This window comes from Novipirellula artificiosorum (assembly GCF_007860135.1).
GTDB classification, from domain to species: Bacteria; Planctomycetota; Planctomycetia; order Pirellulales; family Pirellulaceae; genus Novipirellula_A; species Novipirellula_A artificiosorum.
Genome location: NZ_SJPV01000049.1, coordinates 1 through 5176, shown reverse-complemented (window position 1 = coordinate 5176; position 5176 = coordinate 1). Strand labels below are relative to the sequence as shown.

General features: G+C 53.1%; 5 protein-coding genes. 4 read left to right on the top strand and 1 reads right to left on the bottom strand.

Annotated elements, in window-relative coordinates; translation table 11 throughout:
- Positions 1 to 296 precede the first annotated feature (296 nt).
- A complete protein-coding gene (locus tag Poly41_RS33625; protein WP_146531753.1) occupies positions 297 to 494 on the bottom strand; it encodes a hypothetical protein in 198 nt (65 codons plus the stop codon).
- Positions 495 to 881: 387 nt separating this feature from the next.
- Here Poly41_RS33625 and Poly41_RS33620 point away from each other — a divergent pair, with 387 nt between their 5' ends.
- From Poly41_RS33620 to Poly41_RS33605, 4 genes are all read left to right on the top strand, one after another.
- Positions 882 to 1166: an ECF-type sigma factor gene (locus Poly41_RS33620; protein WP_146531752.1), complete on the top strand. Its 285-nt coding sequence runs from the start codon at positions 882 to 884 to the stop codon at positions 1164 to 1166.
- A gap of 121 nt (positions 1167 to 1287) precedes the next feature.
- Positions 1288 to 2694 (top strand): glycoside hydrolase family 28 protein, encoded by a 1407-nt coding sequence (locus Poly41_RS33615; protein WP_146531751.1) that lies wholly within the window; start codon positions 1288 to 1290, stop codon positions 2692 to 2694.
- A 59-nt stretch (positions 2695 to 2753) separates the two neighbouring features.
- Positions 2754 to 3884, top strand: coding sequence for a putative glycoside hydrolase (locus Poly41_RS33610; RefSeq protein WP_197231999.1), 1131 nt, complete (start codon positions 2754 to 2756; stop codon positions 3882 to 3884).
- A 56-nt stretch (positions 3885 to 3940) separates the two neighbouring features.
- Positions 3941 to 5134 carry a glycoside hydrolase family 28 protein gene (locus Poly41_RS33605; protein ID WP_146531749.1) on the top strand — a complete coding sequence of 398 codons (1194 nt, stop codon included), beginning with the start codon at positions 3941 to 3943 and terminating at the stop codon, positions 5132 to 5134.
- The last annotated feature ends 42 nt before the right edge of the window (positions 5135 to 5176 follow it).

The window sequence follows — 5176 nt, the reverse complement described above, 5'->3', positions numbered from 1 at the left end:
CGCAACTCGCGGACCTGCTGTCGCAGATCCGCGTTTTCTGATCGCAGGTCGCTAACTTCCTGCATCAGCTCCTCGACCAAGGTCGTCAGTGACCTTAGACGTTCATCAACCGACTGAGATTCTAAAATCGAAGCACTCATGCACCCCCAAATAGAGAATCCCGCCACTCACCGCCAGATCAACTCGCTCTCACCACAACTTCCGCGAATGCTTACCTCGGTGTTTCTCCGCCAGAGCGACCCCTCCTGCGCTTATTGCAGAGATCTTTGCAGGGCAGATGGCCTAAGCTCCTATCGCTAAGCGAGTTGCCGCGATTCACCGTTGCAGAGTTCCGCGAAATCAGTGCGCGGGATTTGCCCGTGTGCCGAGCAGATGGATCCTGCCGACAAGATGTCGTCGTGTGTGCCACCGCGTGCGATTCGACCGACGCCCAACTGCATGATGTCGGACAGCAGTGCCTTGTGGGCACTCAGAAGCTTGAGAGTACGCGCCACCCAAGCACTTTTTGATCAACAGGGAAAGTGCTCGAGGTGGATGTGTCCCATGCAGGTTGCGAGTGACCTAACATCCTCCTGCAACACCTGCAAGTAGGCAGCTTCGTGGTCCCAATGCGACCGGATGGGAAACGTTGCCACCCGAACAACTGACTCAGGCGTCACTTCACATGTCTCGCAACCTGCTGATGTATATCAGACATCTGTACTTTGAGCGTAATCGAGAACTTCAGATTCTGTCCGCCATCTACGCGCCTCTTGGCTGGCTGAATGAACACTCAAATCTAGGCATGTGGCTCGTGCCCGGCCGTTCAGTGCGAGGCCCTTGCTTGGTGTTGTAGCGGGGTATAATGCACGTCGCTCAACCCCAAAACAGGCGGCTCCCCCATGAGCGACGTCACGCAACTCCTCGGACAGATCGAAGAAGGCGACGGCAAGGTCGCCGAGAAGTTGCTGCCCCTTGTCTACGACGAGTTTCGCAAGTTGACTGCTGCCAAGATGACTCAAGAGAATCCGGGGCGATGGCGTTGGTGCATGAGTTGTGCAGCGTTTCTGAGTTTCATGCATGTTCTGAGGCGATCTGCAATGAGTACGGAGAGTGAAACGAAGACTTCAATCGATGCCTTGAAGTGCAGCCAAGGGTTCCAGACGAGACGAAATCTCAATTCGTGAGTCGAGAGAATCCTCGTCCGACTACGATGAACATGAACATGCCCATGTCTCATCAAATGTACGGCATGTTCGACTGGCATCCGCTCGATCTCTGAGAAGAGGCAAGAAAGGTGACGGAAGCATGAACAAGAAAGCACTACATCCTTTGCTGATGGGTATCGTTGCGTTAGCGGCAGTGCCCCTGTTCGGATCTGATAACCAAGCCTTGGTTGACGCCGCGAAGCAGGCGACTCAGGCCGAGGTCTTCAGTATCAAGAGCTATGGTGCCGTCGGCGATGGCGCGGCCATGGAGACCGAAGCGGTGCAAAAGACTATCGACGCTTGCCACGCGGCGGGAGGCGGCGTCGTTCGGGTTCCCGCGGGCGACTACGTGATCGGCACGATCACGTTGAGAAGCAACATCACCCTCTCGCTCGATTATGGAGCGAGCTTGCTGGGAAGTCAGGATATTTCTGATTACGCCACCAATCTTATTGAACCCAGAGAAGGATGGGTTCACTGTCTTATATATGCCGCAAATGCTACCAATGTGACTATTGAAGGGCTTGGGGTAATAGACGGTCGTGGAACACGAGAGGCCTTTCCCTGGGGAAAAGGACCTAACCCCCGACTGATGCGCATGGAAAACTGCGATCACCTTACGTTTTCCGGCGTCACCTACAAGAGGCCTGCCTTTTGGGGGCTTCACTTAATAGACTGTCGGAATATTCACTTTGATGCAGTCACGATTGACTCTAGAGACAACAATCGCGGTAATGATGGAATCGATATGGATGGCTGCGAGAACGTATTAGTCGAAAACTGCGACATCAATTCTGGCGATGATGCCGTTTGCCTGAAAAGTTCACTCAATCCATGTAGGAACATTGTCGTCAGGAACTGCAAGATATCTAGCCATACCGCTCCCCTGAAATTCGGCGCCTCCTCTCATGGCGGGTTCATCGATATCAGTATCACCAACTGCTACTTCCATGACAGCCCCATGGGGGCCATCAAACTAGAGTTGGTCGATGGCGGACGAATGGAAAATGTTGATATCTCCAGAATCGTCATGGAGGAAGTGGGCAATCCACTTTTCATTCGATTGGGCAGTCGAGGCAAAACCTACGGCAAAGGCGGAAAAGCCCCGGTAGGGTCGGTGAAGAATATACGCATCAGCGACGTCGTGGCTGAAGTGACGCCAGAAGATAGAACCAAAGCGACCTCCGACCTAACGGATAGAGAGAAGGCTTCAGTCGGCCCCATCATGATCACGGGTATTCCTGGCCACTATGTCGAGGATGTTATCCTGGAGAATATCAAGATCTCCTATCCTGGTTGTGGTAGCGAAGAAGAAGCGAAGCGTGTTGTGCCAGAGGATGAAGATCGCTATCCGGAGCAGTACTTCTTCGGCGTACTGCCTGCATGGGGAGCTTACATCCGTCATGCCAGAAATGTTGAGTTTAAGAATGTCAAGATGTCGCTCCGAGGCGAAGACGCACGAAAAGAGATCGTCTTGGATGATGTTGAAGGTTTTGTGGAAAACTGAAGACCACAACCAAAGGAATCACGACGTTCAAGAAAACAACTGGAATGAAAGGTCCCCTTATGAGACTGATACTTGCCCTCTCGGTCGTACTGGCCTTGTCGGTTCAAGCGTTACACGCTGCCGGTGCTGATGGACACCCTCCATTCAGTTGGGGTACCGTACCGGTGTATGCCCACCTGGCGAATATGTCGGAGGATTTTACGTCGGAGCAACACGATTTTCTGGCGGAGCATTTTGATTTTATCACCATTGAAAAAGGTCATGCCAAGCGCAATCGCGGCAGTACGGAAAAGGGATTCGCGATTGCGGTGCAAGAGATTAAGAAACGCAATCCGAAGGCGAAGGTGCTGTTCTACTGGAACTCCACCATAAAAATCGGCGGTTATGAGGCCATCGATGACTTTCCGAAGGGCGGTGAACTGGTTAGTAAAGACGGAGAGCCTATGACCATTTTCAGCTGCCCTTTCTGCGACCTCTCACAGAAGGAGGTCCAGGATTGGTGGGCGGATACAGCAAGTGTTGCGGTTCGTGAATGCGGGGCCGACGGAATATTTATCGACGCGGTTGGCAAATTCAGCATAAACAGCCGCCGCAAGGTGCTGACACCTGAAAAGATCGAAGCCCTGAACGATGGCATGGTTGCCATGGTGAAAGATACACGCGGGAAGGTCGGCCCATCGAAACTACTGATCCAAAACGGGGTGTCGATTGATCCGGAGAACATTGGAGACCGATTGCTGAAGGTTACCGATGGCGCGATGAAGGAGCATTTTGTGAGCGCCCAACCTGGGAACAAAGAACAGCTCGCAGAGAGCATTGAGATGCTCCAGGAAGTGGGGAAATCCGGAAAAGTCCTTGTGATCAAAACCTGGCCGGGATTCGACTGGCGGAACAAGGAAATCATGAAAAAACCGCGTGAGGAACGCGCGAAAATGGCACGCGAAGCCATTACGTTCCCGCTGGCCTGTTATCTGATCGTGGCGGAGCCTTATTCTTATTTCTGCTACACCTGGGGCTATCAGGGAAACGACACCGGTACATTTGAATGGTATCCGGAACTGGATAAGCCACTCGGCCCGCCGCAGGGCGACGCAAAACGCGATGGCTGGAAATACACACGTGAATTTGCCCATGCCTCGGTCTATGTCGATATCGAGACCGGGGAGTCTAAGATTGACTGGAGAGAATAGGTTCGTTATTGCAGATACCTGAGAGAAATGCCGGGGTGACACTGATAGATATTTTGATGCCGCATCAGGCAACGCAATGCGCAAAGGGCAGGCGAGTCATGACACACAGAATCATTAGCAAGTTCTTGCTGGTATTTATAATCGCGGGCATGACCTCAGTGGCCACAGCCGAGATTGCCAAGCCAGAGACCTTTAACATCAAGAGCTATGGCGCCATCGGTGATGGTGTCGCGGTGAACACCGAAGCGATTCAAAAGACCATTGACGCCTGTCACGCAGCAGGCGGCGGTGTTGTCCGAGTGCCTGTCGGTGATTTCGTAATCGGTACGATCCAGTTGAAGAGCAACATTGCGCTTTCGCTTGATTATGGTGCAAGCTTGCTGGGTAGCCAGGAGATGAAGGACTACCCGACCGACCAGTTGCGACCGGCGCGTGAAGGCAATTCCGAATGCTTGCTCTATGCCGAGGATGCGACCAATATCCGGCTTGAAGGTCTCGGCGTGATCGATGGCAGGGGAACGTCCAAGGCCTTTCCAAGACGCTCGGGGCCTGGCGGCAGAGACAATCGCCCCCGGCTGATCCGTTTCGAGAACTGCGAGAATCTGACGTTTTCCGGCCTGACCTATAAACGTCCGGCCTTCTGGGGATTGCACTTGATCGACTGCAAGAACATCCACTTCGATGCGGTTACCGTGCGATTCCGCAATAACAACTACAATAATGGCGGGCTCGATATCGACGGCTGCGAAAACGTCCTCATTGAAAACTGTGATATTAGCGCCGGGGATGATGCGATCTGCTTGAAGAGTTCGAAAAAAACCTGCCGGAACATTGTCGTGCGCGGATGTCGGCCGGACAGCAACACGGCCGCGCTCAAGTTCGGCACGTCATCCCGGGGCGGATTCATCGATGTCCGCGTCACCAACTGCTATTTTCATGACTGTCCCATGGGCGCCATCAAGCTGCTATCGGTTGACGGCGGACGTCTGGAGAATGTCGATATTTCCAGAGTTGCTATGGAAGATGTAGGCAATCCGATCTTCCTTCGCCTGGGCGGTCGTGGCAAAACCTATGGCGAGGGCGCCGCGACGGTCGGTACGCTGAAGAACATACGAATTTGCGATGTGGTTGCGAAGTTGACGATAGAGGATCGAGCGAAGACGGTCGAGGCGGAAGGGGCTCGAACACACAATTTTTCAATAAAGGAAATGCATCTGGCGGACGAATCGGTTATTGGTATTGGTGCTTAAATCAAGATCAATCGCCAACCCATCAGCGCCAGATGCACCTTA